At 27.8% G+C, this 18,872-nt stretch carries 18 protein-coding genes; 1 reads left to right on the top strand and 17 read right to left on the bottom strand.

The genetic code is table 11. The features are described from left to right. Nucleotides 1–138: 138 nt before the first annotated feature. From CLSA_RS19565 to CLSA_RS19645, 17 genes are all read right to left on the bottom strand, one after another. Entirely contained in the window at nt 139–606 is a 468-nt protein-coding gene (locus CLSA_RS19565; RefSeq protein WP_022749649.1) for a chemotaxis protein CheX, read from the bottom strand. Then, a complete protein-coding gene (locus CLSA_RS19570; protein WP_022749654.1) occupies nt 588–1,463 on the bottom strand; it encodes a response regulator in 876 nt (291 codons plus the stop codon). Before CLSA_RS19570 ends, CLSA_RS19565 begins: the two co-directional genes overlap by 19 nt. A 275-nt stretch (nt 1,464–1,738) precedes the next feature. Next, nucleotides 1,739–2,518 (bottom strand): ABC transporter permease, encoded by a 780-nt coding sequence (locus CLSA_RS19575; protein WP_022749658.1) that lies wholly within the window; start codon nt 2,516–2,518, stop codon nt 1,739–1,741. Beyond that, nucleotides 2,511–3,146, bottom strand: a complete 636-nt coding sequence (locus CLSA_RS19580; RefSeq protein ID WP_022749662.1) for an ABC transporter ATP-binding protein — start codon at nt 3,144–3,146, stop codon at nt 2,511–2,513. The genes CLSA_RS19575 and CLSA_RS19580 overlap by 8 nt, the downstream gene beginning before the upstream one ends. A gap of 275 nt (nt 3,147–3,421) precedes the next feature. Then, nucleotides 3,422–4,096, bottom strand: a complete 675-nt coding sequence (locus tag CLSA_RS19585; protein ID WP_022749665.1) for a peptidylprolyl isomerase — start codon at nt 4,094–4,096, stop codon at nt 3,422–3,424. Between the two features lie 581 nt (nt 4,097–4,677). Next, the gene (gene gltA, locus CLSA_RS19590) at nt 4,678–6,072 is read right to left on the bottom strand and encodes an NADPH-dependent glutamate synthase (protein WP_022749668.1); all 1,395 of its coding nucleotides are present in this window, start codon (nt 6,070–6,072) and stop codon (nt 4,678–4,680) included. After that, entirely contained in the window at nt 6,072–6,962 is an 891-nt protein-coding gene (locus CLSA_RS19595; protein ID WP_022749672.1) for a sulfide/dihydroorotate dehydrogenase-like FAD/NAD-binding protein, read from the bottom strand. The genes gltA and CLSA_RS19595 overlap by 1 nt, the downstream gene beginning before the upstream one ends. A 17-nt stretch (nt 6,963–6,979) precedes the next feature. Beyond that, a complete protein-coding gene (locus CLSA_RS19600) occupies nt 6,980–8,053 on the bottom strand; it encodes a 2,3-butanediol dehydrogenase (protein WP_022749677.1) in 1,074 nt (357 codons plus the stop codon). A gap of 241 nt (nt 8,054–8,294) precedes the next feature. Then, nucleotides 8,295–10,235, bottom strand: a complete 1,941-nt coding sequence (locus CLSA_RS19605) for a sigma-54-dependent Fis family transcriptional regulator (RefSeq protein ID WP_022749682.1) — start codon at nt 10,233–10,235, stop codon at nt 8,295–8,297. 190 nt (nt 10,236–10,425) lie between these two features. Continuing rightward, nucleotides 10,426–11,673: a S41 family peptidase gene (locus CLSA_RS19610; RefSeq protein ID WP_022749686.1), complete on the bottom strand. Its 1,248-nt coding sequence runs from the start codon at nt 11,671–11,673 to the stop codon at nt 10,426–10,428. 179 nt (nt 11,674–11,852) lie between these two features. Beyond that, nucleotides 11,853–12,584: an ABC transporter permease gene (locus CLSA_RS19615; RefSeq protein ID WP_022749691.1), complete on the bottom strand. Its 732-nt coding sequence runs from the start codon at nt 12,582–12,584 to the stop codon at nt 11,853–11,855. An 18-nt stretch (nt 12,585–12,602) separates the two neighbouring features. Beyond that, nucleotides 12,603–13,358: an ABC transporter permease gene (locus CLSA_RS19620; protein WP_022749696.1), complete on the bottom strand. Its 756-nt coding sequence runs from the start codon at nt 13,356–13,358 to the stop codon at nt 12,603–12,605. A 35-nt stretch (nt 13,359–13,393) separates the two neighbouring features. Next, nucleotides 13,394–14,317 carry an ABC transporter ATP-binding protein gene (locus tag CLSA_RS19625; protein WP_041716386.1) on the bottom strand — a complete coding sequence of 308 codons (924 nt, stop codon included), beginning with the start codon at nt 14,315–14,317 and terminating at the stop codon, nt 13,394–13,396. Between the two features lie 246 nt (nt 14,318–14,563). After that, nucleotides 14,564–15,514: a sensor histidine kinase gene (locus tag CLSA_RS19630; protein WP_022749704.1), complete on the bottom strand. Its 951-nt coding sequence runs from the start codon at nt 15,512–15,514 to the stop codon at nt 14,564–14,566. A 1-nt stretch (nt 15,515) separates the two neighbouring features. Beyond that, on the bottom strand, nt 15,516–16,205 hold the full coding sequence (locus CLSA_RS19635) for a response regulator transcription factor (RefSeq protein WP_022749706.1): 690 nt from the start codon (nt 16,203–16,205) through the stop codon (nt 15,516–15,518). A 182-nt stretch (nt 16,206–16,387) separates the two neighbouring features. Then, a complete protein-coding gene (locus CLSA_RS19640; protein WP_022749710.1) occupies nt 16,388–17,182 on the bottom strand; it encodes an MCP four helix bundle domain-containing protein in 795 nt (264 codons plus the stop codon). Nucleotides 17,183–17,233: 51 nt separating this feature from the next. Next, nucleotides 17,234–18,049, bottom strand: coding sequence for an EAL domain-containing protein (locus tag CLSA_RS19645; protein ID WP_022749715.1), 816 nt, complete (start codon nt 18,047–18,049; stop codon nt 17,234–17,236). A gap of 206 nt (nt 18,050–18,255) precedes the next feature. Between CLSA_RS19645 and CLSA_RS19650 the strand changes: the two genes are divergently transcribed. Further along, nucleotides 18,256–18,855 carry a tyrosine-type recombinase/integrase gene (locus CLSA_RS19650; RefSeq protein WP_022749719.1) on the top strand — a complete coding sequence of 200 codons (600 nt, stop codon included), beginning with the start codon at nt 18,256–18,258 and terminating at the stop codon, nt 18,853–18,855. Nucleotides 18,856–18,872: the final 17 nt, after the last annotated feature.

Genomic DNA, 18,872 nt, shown 5'->3' on the forward strand with positions numbered 1-18,872 from the left:
CAAATCATAGCTTTGAACTTTCACTTGTCTGCTCATCGGTAAATTGACCTAATAGAGCCTCTATGAGGGCAATTCACCTCCTTGACTGATGAAAAAATATATACAGCAAATTAGGCTTGTTATTTATTTTAATTTATCTTAAATTGTATTCTTTTCTAATGAAATATTAACTTCTATAGTTGCTTCATTTATGTTCATTGGTATGCAAATAACCTTATCTGAGCTAGCATTTGCAGTGAACTTACCATAAATAAGAGTTGGCGTAGATATATTCACTGATACATTTTGCTGTGAAAAATTAGTTGCAACATTTGCCGTTAGCATATTTATAAGTTCTGAAATAGCACTTTGAGCTAATTCATCAAACTCTTCTACAGGCATTCCCATCATCATAACTGATGCAATTTTCTTTGCATCTATTTCATTGATTCCATAAATAATATTTCCTTTAATATCTCCCATAAGACCAATAATTATCACAACTCCCGGACTATTTATTAGCCTTTCTTTTAATTTAACATCATTTTCTTTTATATCATTTAAACCTAGTTGTGGCATGACATTTTTAAAAGAATCTATAATTGGATTTATATAATTGACAACCACTCACCTTCACCTCTTTTAAATCCTATATTTATTGACAGATCTCCAAATTTAGTTCTTACATTTGCAGAATAATTGTTATCTAGCTCTGCTTTTGATATACTTATTGATTCTCCGTGAAGTGTAGTTGGAGGAGCAACTCTTAATCCAAATATTTTGTTCTTTTTATTTATCATAGAACATGCATTTCCTGCAAACATATTTGCTATTTCAGATATAACATTAAGTAACTCTTCATTATTTTTAGGCTCTCTTCTTAATAATACTGTTGAAAGTTTATTTGCCGCTTCAAATGACATATCAAAAATTAATCTGCCACTATATTTACCTGTAATGCCCATAATTATAGATATTCCTTCACTCTCCATATCCATATCAACATTAGTTTCATCTGTTATTTCTGGAATTGTCTTAGTAAGTTTATTGAAAAGATCTAATATAGCCTCTCTAAATACTTTAGAATATAATCCCTCTAATTCTAAAAATAATTCCTCATCTGCCATAACTCTGTTTATTAATAAACTTAATTCTTCTGAATCAACTGGTTTTTGAATATAACCAGACACATTAGTTTTTTTAGCTTTTCTTATTAGTTCATCATCCATCATCGAACTAACAATGATCACTTTAATATTACTATCAATTTTATGTATCTCTCGTGTGCATTCAAACCCATCTGTTCCAGGAATAGTCATATCCATAGTTACTAAATCAGGTTTTGTTCTCTTAACTTCCTCAATAACTTCTTCTAAAGATTGTGCTTGCCCAACTACATTAAACCCATTTTCAGTAAGCACATCTCTTAATAACGCTATTTGAAATGGCGAATCATCAACTATTAAAATTTTCACGTCTTTCATCTAATATCTACCCCTCTTATATATTTTAGGATAACTTAAATTTGCATAATCATGTATAAATTAATGTATACTTTTTCATTCGCATGAACTTTTATGAAGTTAGTCCTTATAAACATTATATTTAATAATTCAAACTTATTCAAGATATATTGCTTATATCTGATTAATAATGACAAAAATTTATATTGCAAAAAATTACATATCTTGATTTTGCTCCACTATATATATTTGATGATCCACTAAAGCTTACTCAAAACACAAATCACATAAAAATCCTATTTTAATCTATTATCTTTAGTAAAAAATGTTCTATAGCCAAATGTCACAAAAAAAACAGTTGCAAGTGCAGTACTCCCTAAAATAGCAAGCATTATTCCAATCTGATATTTGATCGCAGTAATAGGAAATGTTCCTGAAAGTATTTGTCCGGTCATCATACCCGGTAACGATACAATCCCCATAGTTAACATATTATTCATTGTAGGCAAAATTGCACTATCAAACGCACCATTTACGATTTCTCGAGTTGCATGAGCTGGGCTTGCTCCTAACATTAATGAATTTTCAATTTCAACTCTTTTATCTTCCATATCACTACATAACTTATTCGCTCCTAATGCAATTCCAGTCATACTATTTCCTACAATCATCCCTGAAATCGGAATAAAATATTGAGGATTAAACCATGGACGCACTTTAAGTACAACAATAATAAAAAACGTAGCAGTAGCAAGAGCCCCAAACATCATAGAATAAGCAATTATTCTCTTAAGTTCCTTTGACATTTCCTCCCTTACTCTTTTAATTGAATTATATATTGCAAAAGCAATCATAATCCCTATCATGATTAAAGTAAGATACCAGCTTGGATTATTGAAAACAAACATAAGTACATACCCCATTAAAGTAAGTTGCAATGTCATTCTTACTGTAGCTATTAAAATTTGCTTTTCTCGCCTAATTCCTCTAGACTTAAAAATAATAAGGAGTATCAAAACAAAAATATACGCGATTGAAAGCTGGAATATTGAGAGATTCATTACAGTATTATTCATGATATGCCTCCGTAACTCTTCCATTTTCAATTCTTATAAGGGAATCCGAAAATTTATTTGCAATTTGTTCTGAATGAGTAACCATTATCAATTGCTTATTATTTTCTAATACAAACTTTGCTAAATTATCTATTATAAATTCTTCTGTTTTTTTATCCAATGCAGCCGATGGTTCATCCAATAAATATGTATCTGCATCCATTAACATCACTCTTGCAAGGCATAAACGTTGCTTTTCACCACCTGAAAAACTTCCGCAATTATCAGTTAACTTCTTTGAAAGTTCAACCCTTGCAAGACTTTCTTCCATTGCAACTTTAGACGCAGGTAATTTTCTAGAAAACTCTAATCCTATTTGTAAATTATCTTCAACTGATCCACTATATATTACAGGAGTTTGCCCTAACATAACTACTTTACGACGTAACTTCAGCGTATCAATCTTAGAAATGTCTTCTCCATTATAAATAATTGTACCTTCATCTGGTAAATTTAATACATTCAACATTTTAAGTAATGTTGTTTTACCACTCCCAGAAGATCCTACAATACATGTAATTGGATTATTAATACACAAGAACTTAATATCTAAAATCTTCTTAAATTTGATATCTTTAATTTCAAACATTAACTCACTCACTTTCTTTAATTTTTATAATAATTATGATGTAATAAATTTAGTTTCGACATTTTTACCTTTAGCCAAATGAAAGAAAATAACAAGTCCAACCTGACTTAAAATTCTAAGATAATTCCATCATTATCAATTTCTACTGTAAAATTATCATATTTATAAATTAAAAGAAGAATTAGTCAAAATCAAATTCATTCATTTTGACCAATTCTTTCTTTAAATTAAGTTTAAAACTAATTTTAATACTAACATATATTATACATTAATATTTATTTCTTTTTAGGTTCCTTATAATCAACGCCTTTGGTATCAACGGTAATTGATTTTATAACTACTTTATCAATAGGTGCATCATTAGACTTTGTCTTTACACTTTGAATTTTCTCTAGCACATCTAAACCTGATGTTACCTTACCAAATGCAGCATATTGTCCATCAAGATTTGGTGCATCTCCTGTCATTATAAAAAATTGACTTCCTGCACTATTAGGATCTTGTGTCCTTGCCATAGAAAGTACTCCTTTTGTATGCTTTAAGCTATTTGCAAATCCATTTGATGTAAATTCGCCTTCTATTGAATATCCTGGTCCACCAGTTCCATCACCTTTAGGATCTCCACCTTGAATCATAAAACCTTTAATTATCCTATGAAACGTTAAATTATCATAAAATCCTTTCTTTACTAAATTTATAAAATTATTAACTGTATTTGGAGCAATTTCTGGATATAATTCAGCTTGAATAACTCCATAATTTTCAACTGTTATAGTTACTACTGGTAAATTTTCATTACCAGTTTTAGAATCACTACTCTCATCAGTTACAGAAGTTGAATCTCCTTGACTTTGAGTATTTTTATTTCCGCAACCAACTAATACAAGAGAACTCATGATTACAACTACTGTAACTAAATTTAAATATTTTTTTATGTTTTTCATTCTCATGCTTTTTCCACCTCATACGAATATTTTAACCACATTCAAAAAATAACAAATTCATCTACCAAGCCTATACCTCGACTCGCATACGTTCACTGAGTGCTCTCTGAGTAAGCGACCATCATCAAATCATAGATTTGCACTTTCACTTATCTACTCATTATCAGATTACACTAATATGCCCGCTATGAACTCAGTCCCTTTCATTGCGTAAAGAAATAATAATGGCATTTTAGACTAGTTATTTTATTTCATATGCCTTAATAGTGTCAGTATAACATATTTTTCTATACTGTTAATATTATTTAATAAAGCACAATTTAAAAAATAACAATTCCATTTGCCATCCATGCTACGTCAGCAAATTAACATAATAGCCTGCTATTATGGCAATCCACCACCTTGCCTGAGGAAAAATATTCTGGGGTAAATTGCACTTGTTATTTATTTTCACACACCTAATTTTTACAAAAATAAAATTTAATATGCAGAAAAACCTCGAAACTATATTTAGCTCGAGGTTTTTTTATTGACTTGAAAACTTCTATCTTTAAGTGAATTGTTTTATTTATTAAGCTTTAATTCAATTACTTTGATTGTAAATATTCATCAATAGCTGCTGCAGCTTTTTTACCAGCACCCATAGCTAAAATTACTGTTGCTGCTCCTGTTACTGCATCTCCACCAGCATAAACTGCTTCTTTTGTAGTTAATCCTGTTTCTTCTTCTGCCACAATACATCTTCTCTTATTAATTTCTAATCCATTAGTTGTTGATGAAATTAATGGGTTTGGTGATGTTCCAAGAGACATTATTACAGTATCTAAATCCATAATAAATTCAGACCCTTCAACTTCAATTGGACTTCTTCTTCCAGATGGATCTGGTTCACCAAGTTCCATTCTTATGCACTTCATTCCTTTAACCCATCCGTTTTCATCCACTAAAATTTCTTTTGGATTTGTTAATAAATCAAAGATTACACCTTCTTCTTTAGCATGATGTACTTCTTCTGCTCTTGCCGGAAGTTCAGATTCTCCTCTTCTATAAACAATATGACTCTCTGCACCTAGTCTTAATGCTGTTCTTGCTGCATCCATAGCAACATTTCCACCACCAACTATTGCAACTTTTTTACCAGCTCTAACTGGTGTATCATATCCTTCTACTGCAGCTTTCATTAAGTTAACTCTAGTTAAAAATTCATTTGCTGAGAATACTCCGTTTGCATTTTCTCCATCTATCCCCATAAATCTTGGAAGTCCTGCACCAGATCCTATAAATACTGCTTTAAATCCTTCATCTTCAAACAATTCATCTATAGTTATTGTTCTTCCTATGATAACATTAGTTTCTATTTTAACACCTAACTTTTTAATGTTTTCGACTTCATTTTTAACGACTTTTTCTTTTGGAAGTCTAAATTCTGGAATACCATATTCTAAAACTCCGCCTGCCTTATGTAGTGCTTCGAATATAGTAACATCATATCCCTTTTTAGCTAAATCTCCTGCACAAGTTAATCCTGATGGACCACTTCCTATAACAGCCACCTTAATTCCATTTTTAGATTCTGTTTCACTTAAATCAACATTATGTGATGCTGCCCAATCTGCTGTAAATCTTTCAAGCTTACCAATAGATACAGCATCGCCCTTTATTCCTAGTACGCACTTTCCTTCACATTGCTTTTCTTGTGGACATACTCTTCCACATACTGCTGGTAATGCACTATACTTAGAAATTTCCTTTGCAGCATTTTCAAACTCACTATTTTTAACATGTCCAACAAATCCAGGGATATTAATAGATACTGGGCATCCCTTTACACATTGAGGATTTTTACAATTTAAGCATCTTGAAGCTTCTTTTGTAGCTTCTTCTTCATTATATCCGATACAAACTTCTTCAAAATTTTTAGCTCTAACTTTAGGTTCTTGCTCTCTTACAGGTATTCTAACTAATCTCTCATTCATATCCATTATTTATCACCTCTGCAACCACAGCCACCATGACTATGAGTATTTCCTTCTTCTAACTTTAAAGCAGCTCTTCCTTCTTCTGTCTTATACATAGTTTGTCTTCTCATTGATTCATCGTAATTTACTAAATGTCCATCAAATTCTGGTCCATCAACGCAAGCAAATTTAACTTTTCCTCCAACGGTAACTCTGCAAGCACCACACATTCCTGTACCATCAACCATTATTGGGTTAAGACTTACTGTAGTTGGAATTCCTAATTCCTTAGTTAGCATAGAAGTAAATTTCATCATTATCATAGGTCCTATGATAACTGCATGATCATACTTTTTACCTTGATTATTAACTAGTTCTTTAAGCATGTCCGATCCAGTTCCCTTAAATTCATAAGAACCATCATCAGTTGTCACATATAAATTTCCTGAAACCTTCTTTAGTTCTTCTTCATATATTAATAAATCTTTGTTTCTGCTTCCCAAAATAACATCCACTGCAACTCCATTTTCATGCATCCATTTTACTTGAGGATATACTGGTGCTGCCCCAACACCTCCTGCGATGAATATTAATCTTTTCTTCTTTAATTCTTCTAAGTTTTCATCTACAAACTCACTAGGTTGTCCTAATGGTCCAACAAAATCACAAACACATTCTCCTACTTCATATGTAGCTAATTCTTTTGTACTTTTTCCAACTGTTTGAAAAACTATCGATACAGTTCCCTTTTCTTTATCATAATCTGCAATTGTTAAAGGAATTCTTTCTCCCTTTTCATCATTTTTGATAATTATAAATTGTCCAGGTTTTGCAGACTTTGCTACTCTAGGAGCTTCAATTTCCATTAGATATATGTTTTGCGTAAGCTCCATTTTATTAATTATTTTATACATTTATATTCCTCCAAATTTTATAAAAGATTTTTATCTGGTGTTACTAATATCTTAACATGCTTTTTCTTTTCTGGACCTGTTAATGCACCAAATCCTTCTTCTACTATATCATCTAAATGTATTTTCTTAGTTACATATCCTTCAGCTTTTATTCTGCCATCATTCATTTGAGCAATAGTTGCTGGAAATTCATGTCTATATGCTAATGTTCCGACAACTTTCTTTTCAGTAAATACTAGTGTATTAGGATTAAATTTAACACCATCTTCCCATATACTTGTTACAACTAAAGTTCCTTCAAATTTTAAACTGTCGATACCTGTATCAAAACCTATTTGAGCTCCTGTGGTTTCGAACGCTACATCAACTCCAACCCCATTTGTAAGTTTTTTAACTTCTTCTACTATATCTACTTCATTAGGATCTAATACTACATCAGCTCCTGCTCTCTTTGCATATTCTTGTCTTATTGATTTTCTTTGTAATACTATTATTAATTTTGCACCAGCTGCTTTTAAACATTCTATTGTTGCTAATCCTATCGGACCTGATCCTAAAACTAATGCAGTATCTCCAGTTCTAAAGTTTCCTATTCTAATTGAATGTAGTGCTACTGTCATTGGCTCAACTAAAGCTGCTTGTTCGTAAGACATTTCATCTGGTATTTTATGCACAAATTTTTCTGGAAAGACTGTATATTCAGCAAATCCTCCACCACTTCCACAAAGTCCATGAAATCCTAGAGAAGAACATAAATTATATTTTCCTTCTAAACATGCTGGACATTTTCCACATGCAACTATAGGTTCAACTATTACCCTGTCTCCTGGTTTAAAATTAGTTACATTCTTACCTACTTCTACAACATCTCCAGAAAATTCATGACCTAAAACTACAGGAGCTGTTGTACCACTTAATGGATGTGGCTCACCTACTGGTATAAATATAGGTCCTCCTAGATACTCATGTAAATCTGATCCACAAATTCCACACCATTTTACTTTAATTTTTACACCGTTATCTATAACTTTTGGTTCTTCTATTTCCTCTACTCTAACATCTTTCTTTGCATACCATAATGCTGCTTTCATATTAAAAATCCCCCTTAAATAATTTGTTAATTAATTCACATAAATTTATATAGCAAAATCCATGCCAAAATATAAAAATAATTATAATATTATAAATTTATTAGCAACAATCTAGTAATATAACTATTCTTTATTATTTTCTTGCTTAAAATCTTATAAAAGATATTTATATATAAAAGCAAAAAGTGCATCAAAATGATACATTTATTTTTCTCATTTTGATACACTTTTATTTTTATTCTCATTTTGATACATAAATATCATATTTTTTGATCTTTCTATATAATGTAGCTCTTCCTATATTTAATAGCTTTGATGCTAATTGAAGATTCCCATTACATTTTTTTATTGCATCTTTTATTGCATTCTTTTCTAAGCAATCTAATGGAACTATTTTTATTTCTTCTTCAAGTGATTCCTCACTGTCAATATTTTTAACTACATTGTCATAATTTAAACAATTTATATTCATAATTTCATCTTCACTTAGATAATAATCTCTTTCAACAACATTTTTAAGTTCTCTTATATTTCCACTCCAATTATATTCTTTCAATTCATTAATATATAACTGTTTTACGCTTATAGTTTTATCTTTACTCTTAATATTTAACTTTTGGACAAAATCATTTACAAGTACATCTATATCATCTTTTCTTTCTCTAAGCGGAATGGTTTTTATCTCCATTACACTTAACCTATAATATAAATCCTCCCTAAAGTTTTGCTTAATTATTTCTTTTTTCAATATTCTATTAGTAGCACCAATAACTCTAACATCTAATTGTTTTTCATAAGTTCCACCAATTCTTACAATTTTCCCATTATCCAAAACCCTAAGAAGTTTGCTTTGAATGTCTAATGGCAATTCTCCAATCTCATCGAGAAATATTGTTCCTCCATCTGCTAACTCAAATTTACCTGGATGTCCTTCTTTTGATGCTCCTGTAAATGCACCTTTTTCATATCCAAATAACTCACTCTCAAATAATTCGCTAGGAATTGATGCACAATTTACAGCAACAAAAGGACCATTTGCACGATCACTATAGTTATGTATCGATTGCGAAATTAATTCTTTACCAGTACCGCTTTCACCTTGAATCAATATATTGCAATCACTTTTTGCAGCTTTTTTAGCAAAAGCTATCATGTTTTTCATTTCTCTATTCGTTGTTATAATATCTTTAAATTGATATTGAGCTTTATATCCAACAAATTTGTTTACTAGCTTATGTACAATTTTAACTTCTGTAAAAGTTATCACCATACCGCTACTCTTGCCATTTTTATTCAATGGTAATACATTTATAACACATTTTATTATGTCATTGTTTATAGAAAAGTCCCATTCTATATTATTTAAAGACTTATTTTTCTCTTGCAGTAGCTTCTGAAAATTAACACCATTTAAAACTTCATTAATATCCATATTCATAGCTTGTTCTAATGATATATTTAAAATTTTTAGTGCTTTTCCATTTATTCTTTTTACTTTCATATTCTCATTAATAACAATCATTCCTTCTGATATAGAATCAAAAGTTATATTAAGTAATTTATATGAAATTGCTAGTGCCATTTGCTTTTGTATTGATTGGGCTGCTGCAGTTACTATTCCCATTGTATGAGAATGAGCATTATAATAATTTCCAGACATATTTATACATCCAATTAAATTATCATCTTCATCATAAATAGGAGATGCAGAACAAGTCCATGAATGTTGATTTATTCCATAATGCTCTGCTGCTATAGTTTGAACTGGTTTATTTAGATATAAAGCTGTTCCTATAGCATTTGTACCAACTACATTTTCTGACCATAACTCACCTTTTAAAAAATTCAGTTCTGCAACCCTCTCCATTATATCTTTGTCACCTATTACTTCTATTATATAGCCATCTTTATCTGTTAAAAATAATGCGAATCCTGACCCACGAACCATACTATAAATACTTTCCATAATAGGTCTAGCTACTGAAATAAGTTCATTATTTTTGTTAATTAATTGTTTTACATTAGGATGTTTAATATTTCCCTTTCCATTGTACGGATCAACGCCATAATTCATACACCTTATCCATGAATCTTTAATTTCACTTCTAACTTTAGAATTTACTTTTCCAGTAGAAATAAATTTTTTCCATGCCGTATCAATAAAGTTAACATAATTTTCCATATAAATCTCCAATACATATATAAACATAAATTTATGAATTATTATATACTATAATAATTCAATTGTTAAACTATAAAATTTAACGCTATTGATATTATAAACTTCATTCTAATCAATTTCTATTAATCAAATTTTATTTTGTATGCTTTATTATGGTAAGTTCAAAAATTAAGTATATACCAATTTCAATTTATACATGTAAGATATAATCTAAAACAGGATCTTTTTTATTAACATAATCGTCTATTGATATTTCAATTGTCTTATCAGGTATAAATGAATTACTTTCATCATTACCTGTTCTTGCATACACTGTGGAATATTGAACAGTAAGTTTTGAATTAGGAAGTGTAAAATTTTTAACCGAACCATAATGATTAGGTTTTCCACTTGTTGCTTCTCCTACAAAAGTAGCATTAGTTTCTTCTTTCCAGTTAACTATATCAACTATAGCTGCTGAAAAAGTTCCTCTTCCCACGATAACAAAAAATCTTTTTTTGTTATTTATCTCCTTATTCTTTATTGCTTCTATAATAGTATTTAACCTATTTTCTTGTCCGCCTCCATTATCTCTCATATCGATTATAAACTTTTCTACTTTATTATTATCTATAAAGTTTAAAACCTCATTATTAAAATCATCTATCTTTCCAGATTTATTGCTTTCAACACATTCATTATATTTAAGATATAAAGTTTTATCATTTTCTAAATATTTATACCAATAATTATAATTTCGATTTTGCATATATAGCGGATACGACTCATCATATTGAACATCTACTACAGAATTAATACTCTCTGTTGAATCTAACGGCTTCATATTTAAATCAAATATTTTTCCTTCTTTATTTTCAAAAGTAAAAGTAACTTCACTATCTATATTATCTATTATTTTTACTCCATGAAGAATTTCTGGTCTAAACAAATAATTAGGTAAAACTTTTTTTATTGTTTCATCATTCTCTTGAGCAATTAAAGGTACTAGCTTATCTTTAATTGCTTGAATGTCTTGTCCGTTTATTTTAATTAATTTAGAATATAGTGATTCTTTATATTGATCTTCAGTATTAATTACATATATTCCATCTTTAAAATAAAAAAATTGTACAGGATATCTTTTTTTTAACTCTCTTTGAACCTTTGTATGTCCATCTCCTACAGATGCAACTATTTTATAAATTCCATCTATAATTTCATCATCATTTAAATTATCAACTGAATTTTTTAAATCATCTATCTCTTTATTAAACTGTTCCTCATTAATTTTAAAAAATAAATTTGCATGTTTATTAGGTAACGCTTCTTGTAAATAATCCAAATCCTTTTTCCATTTAGAATTTCTATCTCCACTTAAATATTGTGTTTCACATCCTGTAATCATCAATGTTAGAAAAACTAAAAAAAAGCATATATTAATTCTTATAATTTTTTTCATTTCAATCTCCTTAATATTAACTTAGACACATTCAAATAAATAACAAATCTATTTGCTAGCTTATTTTTCATTATTCTGCGTCGGTAAATTTTGCTCATAGTTGACCTATTAGCTGAATTTGCCAATGCAGCATGCCATGAAATGGTAAGCATACTGGTCTATTTTTTTTTTGATTGTGGCTAAATAATATCACTGTTATTATACTGATAAATGCAAATAATCATTGATATAATAAAACATAAAACTCCAGTAATTACGCTATAGTTTAAATTAACCAGATTAGGACTATATATTTTCATTATAAATTTATATGGTGTTGACCAAGGTATATATTTTGCAAATGTAGAACTACTTCCTGATGTGATTATTGTGATTATGGTCCCTAATATTCCATATGCTGTTGGCAATATAATATTATTACTTACATTCGTAATTAATACTGGAATGGGAATTAACAAGAATTCAAACATTAAAGAATAAACATTATACTCTATATGCTTAACCATAAAACTGACCTCTGGAAATGCATTCCCCAATATATAGCAACTTAAATATATAAAAACAATTTTAACCATATAAACTGAAGAAATTAATATATATATAACAATTAACTTGCTAAAAAAAATTTTATTTCTAGATATTGAACAAGTATATATTATACTTGCAGTCTTATCAGCAAACTCCCTAGAAAATACATATCCTGCTATTAAAGAAAATAAAATTGTATATAGTAATAAAATATTTAAAACATCTATAGTAGATGAATAATGTTCAAATGATTGAAATTTTTCTGAACTAACTAGTGAAATTAAATCCATTAATATTGAAATAAAAACTCCACCAATTAATGATACACGTATTATATAAGTTTTTTTCAACTTTAAAAGCTCACAATACATTAAATTTAACAAACCAATCCCCCCAATTCTTTATTCAATATCTGCTTTTCTATATTGATAAATACATAAAAACATGAATAAAACAAAAGTAATTATTGCACTTCCAATTGTAATGACAAAATCAATAGGATCTCCATTATGATAATAATAAAATGGCAGTGCTGGTAATGTTAATGGACAAAATTGGCTATATATATTTGCACCGCTTCCCAGTAATAATCCCACTATTATAGTAGCTAATAATCCATATATAATTGAAAATATGATGTTCTTAGTAAGATTAGCAATCAATACTGATATTGGTAATAGTAAAAATTGCAATAGCATAGAATATATATTTACCTTTATATCTTTAATAATAAATTGTATTGGAGGCAGCTTTCCCCACACTATATACAAACCTAAGTATGTAATTATAATTTGAATTAAATATACAAATATTATTATCATATATATTGTAATAAACTTACCCACAAATATTTTTCCTTTTCTTATTGGATATGTATATAAAATATTTGCTGTTTTATCAGTATATTCTCTTGAAAAAACATAAGCTGATATCAAACAAAAGATAATAATATATATCATTAAAATTGACATCCTATCTATATCAACTACATCACGTTGAAAAAAACGACCTCTATCATTTAACGGTATAATAGCATAATCATTCTCAATGTCTCTTATAATCTGTATTCCAGGCATTAAAATTGCACTAATTAAAGCTATAATTAAAATATAAGACTTTTTTAATTTTATGAATTCAGAATATATTATATTAAACATCAATGACCCTCCTAATCATAAATATTATAAATTTATCAAACATTATAATGTTTATTTTTCGTAAGCTTTAAAAAATAGTCTTCCAAACTATCTATTTTTACACAGAGTTCATCTACACTTACATCATTTGAAATTAATATACTGTTTATTCGTGAAGCTTCTTGTAAACCTTCATATACTCTTAAATTATTTTTTCCCCATACAACATAATCTCTTATATGTAATTTTTGTTCTAATATAACTGCAGCTTTCTTATCATTATTAACTTTTATATTTATATAATGTCTATTCCTTCTCTGTAATTCATCATACTCAATTTCTTCAAGTAATTCTCCTTTATGTATTATTCCTATTTTAGTTGCCATCTGTTGAATTTCACTTAATATATGACTTGATATTAGAAACGTAATTCCTTTAGTTTTGCATAAATCTAAAATCAATTCCCTAGTTTCCTTTATTCCACTGGGATCAAGACCGTTAGTTGGTTCATCTAATATCAGAAATTCAGGATGATGCAAAATTGCTCTAGCTATCCCAAGTCTTTGTTTCATACCAAGAGAAAATTCCTTGACTTTTTTATCTTTTACATCTTGTATACCTGTTACTTTTAAGGATTCAATTATACACTCTTTATCTTGCATTCCCATCATTCTTCTATGTATGTCCAAGTTTTCTCCTGCTGTTAGATTCGGATAAAATCCTGGATATTCTATCATACAACCAATTCTTTGAAGTAAATTTCTATTTTGCTTTGTTTCCTTTTCTGAAAATAACTCTATTTCACCAGAAGTTGATTTTATAAGTCCCATAATCATTCTTATTGTAGTTGTTTTTCCAGCACCATTTTCTCCTAAGAAACCATAAATTTCACCTTGCTTAATACTCATATTTAAATTCTTAACTGCAGAAAACTTTTTAAATTCTTTAGTTAAATTATACGTTCTTAAAATATAATCCATTTTTATTCCTCCATAATTTTTTATTATCGTAATTATTCTTTTCATCCTGCATCACCATAAGGCACATGAAAATAAAAGATAGCAATCAAATATCTCTTTTGTTTTACAATACAAAAAGACTATGTTTTTAATATATAACATAGTCCTTACATGACTTTTAATAAGTTCTTACAATTTTCTTAACTTTTTGTACTTTAAAATAATAAATATTAGTCACATGAAAATAAATAACAAATTACAATTTCTTCAAAGTGCTTTAGGTAATGTAAATTTAAATACTGTTTTCTCAAATGGCACACTTGAAACTGAAATAGTTCCATTTAAACTGTTTACCAACTTTTTCACTATCGTAAGTCCAATTCCACTACTTTTTGTGTTTAATTTTCTAGATTTTTCAACTGTATATAATCTATCAAACACATAGTCTATCTCATTTTCTGGTATGCCACCACCATTATCATATATCTCTATTGAAATCTTATCTTCATCCTCAATTAAATTAACTCCTATTATAGTTCCTTGTACTCCATATTTTATAGCATTATTTATAAGATTGTTTAAAATTCTATTTAATGCTTTTTCATCTCCTAATGCATAAACGTCATCTTCAGGAAGATTTATTTTGGGCTCTATATGTAACTTATTTATTTCATTAAAGAAAGAAATAATATTCTGTCTTATAATTTCTGATACATTAACCTCTTTTATTTCTATTTTAACATCATTAGAATCTAACTTAGAAATTTCAAAAAATTCTTCTAATAAATTATATAAGTAACTTCCCTTATTATAAATGACTTCTAAATATTCATTTTTTTGTTTGCAATTTAAACTGTTACAATCAAACAACTTATCATTTGTAGTATTGTCATCAAGCATAAGTTCCATATATCCTAACATTGATGTTAATGGAGTTCTAAAATCATGTGATATGTTCGATATCATCTTTTTTCTTGATTCTTCATTTATTCTGCTTTTTTCATTCACTTTTTGAAAATTCTCTATTATAGAATTTAGTTTTACACTTAATCTACCTAATTGCTTTATATTATTTTGAAGTCTTACTCTTTGATTTAAATTTCCAGCTAAAATTTCATCTAAGACACCACAAATATAATTTAATTTTTTATAATATGAAACAATTAATATTATGAGAATAATAACAATAGATATTAAAATATAATCAATTGCATTCATATTACTCACCAAGCTTATATCCTATTCCCCATACTGTCTGTATGTAACTATAATCATTAGTATTATCTTCAATTTTATTTCTTAATCTTTTTATATGAACCATTACAGTATTATCATCATTTAAGTACTCATTTTCCCATACACTATTAAATAATTGAGCCTTTGTAAAAACTCTGTTAGGATTTGAAATAAATAATTTTAAAAGTTCAAATTCTTTTGGTGTTAAATTCAATTCTTTTTCTTGTTTTAATACTTTGTAATTCAAAATATCCATTTTTAAATCTCTATAATTTAGAATAGTGTTTTTAATTTTTGTATTATTGTAATCAACATATCTTCTCAGATTAGCTTTTATTCTAGCTATCAACTCTCTTATTGAAAATGGCTTCAGAATATAATCATCAGCGCCCATACTAAGTCCAACAATTCTATCCACTTCTTCATCTTTTGCAGAAAGGATTATTATTGGTAAATTACTCTTTTCTCTGATTTTTCTTAAAATTTCTATGCCATCAACATAAGGAAGCATTAAATCAAGTATAACCATTTGAAAATTTTCATTATACTTTTCAATTGCTTCTTTACCATCAAAAGCTTGTATTACATTATAGTTTTCCTTTTTCAGTACTTCTGCTATTAAATTATTTATTTCTCTATCATCTTCAACAACTAAAATATTAGAAATATCCAATCTTACATCCTCCCTTAAGATAGTTATAAAAACAAAACCGCTCTCAAAACATTAATCTCAATTATATCATAAATTTTCCTATAACTATCTAAAAAAACACCAATATCATCTATAATTTAAAATAATATTAGAAGTTCAATTACAATATTTCTAAATTATCTATATGTTATTTAAAATACTTTCTATATCTTAAGAGCTTTTAACGTTTTTTTAAGCAACTTATTTAAATTTTCTTGAGCTTTATTTAAATCAGAAGCTGTTTGTCCAAATTCATCTTTTGTTTCAATAATAATTGGAGTTGAAAAATCAAATGAAGCTATCCTCTCTGCATAATCTCTTATTTTCTTTAATAGCTTATTCACATAATTTGACATGAACACACCAAGTAAAATTACACATATAAAGAATGTACTGCTTAATATAATTATAATATTACTTGTCCTTAATAATATTGAATCAATATTCTTATTTGCCACTTGTGCACTATTTAAATTTATTTGTATAATCTTATTAAATATATTTCCCATATTTTCTTCAATTGATTGGATTTCTAAATACTTTTGTTGTGCTTCATCTAACATATTTGAATTAATATCATCTATTATTTCCTGTTTTTTTTGAGTATATATTCCTAAGTCATTCTTGAATTCCAACCAAAATTGCTCTTCTTCTAACGTCATTTGCATTTTTTGATAATCCGATATATATGAGGTACTTTTTTCTATCATATCATTAATATTTTTTGTCTCTTCTTCTATTTTAGTTTTATCCTTTTCATGTATCATGATTTCAATGTTAGATTTAATTCCAGAGACATTTTCCTTTATTAATAAAATATCCTCAACACTTTTTAAATTATCATTGTAAATTTGTTTCGTATTTCTGTTTACCCATCTTAATACTAAAACTCCACTTGTACCAACAATCCCTATTAACATAGCTACTATCAAAAATGCTAATATTAATTTATTTCTCATCTTTTCCACCACTCCATAAAAACTCCTCCCATATTTTAAAATCCTTTTCTTTTATATATTGTTTACGCCGCCATTAATTTTCAATAAATTTTCCATTTCATTTTCGGAAAGTGGTTCACTAAAGTAAAATCCTTGAATTGTATTACATCCTATATTAGTTAACAACTCCAACTGTTCTTTTGTTTCAACACCCTCGACAATTATTTTATATTTTAGTGATTTTGACAAAGAAACAATTCCCTTAATTAATATCTTGCTTTTATCACTATTAATATTATCTATAAATATTTTATCTATTTTTAAAGTATTAACTGGAATATTAATCAAATAACTTAAAGAAGAATATCCTGTTCCAAAATCATCTAAAGCAATACTAATACCACTATTCATAATTTCTGTTAACATATCAATTTTTTCTTTGTTAATATCAATTATAATTCCCTCTGTTATCTCTATTTCTAAAAAGTTACGAGGAATATTATATTTATTAATTATGTTTAACAAATTTTTTTTAAAATTCTCTTTATTTATTTGTATTGGTGATACATTTACAGATATTGTATTAAACTTATAACCTTTTCTCTTCCATACCCAGGCTTGCCTTAATGCTTTATCCATCACCCAATTTCCAAGGTCTACTATATAATCTAAATCTTCTGCAATAGGAATAAACTCCACAGGAGATACACTTCCCAATTTACTATTATCCCATCTTAAAAGTGCTTCGATACCAGTAATTTCATTGCTTAATGTGTTAATTTGTGGTTGATATAAAATGTACAATTCATTTTTCTCAATAACATTTTTCAATTCATCTTTAATCATGCTTTTTCTATCACTAAATTGTAATCTTTCTATTCTATCCATAATAACTTCCTTTTCAAATTTAATTATTATAATTTTTTATATAATTTATAACTATCCTCTCCATCTCATAGATTATTACCAAAATATGGTTTAATTTAAGTATTTTTATGATTAATAGCAACTTTATTTTTGACTTTTTAGACAAATAAATATATTATTAGAACAAAATATTTATAATGTACAGTTTTTTTAAAAGGAGATTATAAATGAGTAAAAATACTGAACCGAAAATTAAATATTTAACCCAAAAAGAGGCTTTATCGTTATTTAATTCAATAGAAAATTCCAATAGTTGCCATTCAATACGTGATCTAGCAATATTTAGATTAGCATATAGATGTGGTCTTAGAGCATCTGAAATATCTTTGCTAAAATTACAAGATTACAATATGCTTAAAGGAGAAATATACTGTAAACGTCTAAAAGGAAGCAGTAATAATACTTTACGACTTGATAGAAAAACAAAAATTGTTTTAGATAAATATATAAATGAAAATAATATAACATCTGATTCTCAGGTTATTTTTACAAGTCAAAAAAATAATCCTATTTCAAGGCAGACTTTAGACTATCTTACAAAAAAATATTGCTCACTCGCTAGAATTGAAGATAAATCAAAACACCACTTTCATGTTCTCAAACATACTACTGCTGTTCATCTAGCTGAATGTGATATGGATATCAAAGAACTGCAATGGTGGTTAGGTCATAAATCAGTTTCAAATACTGAAATATATTTTCAATTTACTACTAAACAGCAGGATAAGATGTATGAAAAGCTTGATGGTAAAAATGAAATGGTATAACTTTATATAAAATAACA

Origin of the sequence: Clostridium saccharobutylicum DSM 13864 (assembly GCF_000473995.1) — a bacterium.
GTDB lineage: Bacteria > Bacillota > Clostridia > Clostridiales > Clostridiaceae > Clostridium > Clostridium saccharobutylicum.